The 265-nt window shown below is 47.2% G+C and carries 1 protein-coding gene; it reads left to right on the top strand.

The genetic code is table 11. The features are described from left to right. Positions 1 to 265 (top strand): TIGR00366 family protein (locus tag AAEY57_RS20195; RefSeq protein WP_350608685.1); only part of this gene is annotated, 265 nt, incomplete at both ends.

Here is a 265-nt window from a genome sequence, read left to right as displayed (position 1 = left end):
GCAACAAGCAATCCCAAGCGGGGCTGGCATTGTTATTCAATTTCCTTTTTATGCCGGCATCATGGCGGTAATGGTTGATAGCGGACTAGCACAACAGATATCACGTGGCTTTATTGCCGTTGCAGATGCTGATAGCTTGCCATTCTTTAGTTTTATAAGTGCAGGGCTCGTTAATATGTTTGTTCCCTCTGGCGGTGGCCAATGGGCTGTACAAGCACCTATTGTAATACCTGCAGCACAAGAGCTAGGTGCTGATATATCGCGC

It is taken from the genome of Pseudoalteromonas sp. MER144-MNA-CIBAN-0113, assembly GCF_040308965.1.
Lineage (GTDB): Bacteria > Pseudomonadota > Gammaproteobacteria > Enterobacterales > Alteromonadaceae > Pseudoalteromonas > Pseudoalteromonas tetraodonis.
Note: the sequence above shows the minus strand (reverse complement) of the source record. Positions and strands in the feature narration are given on the sequence as shown.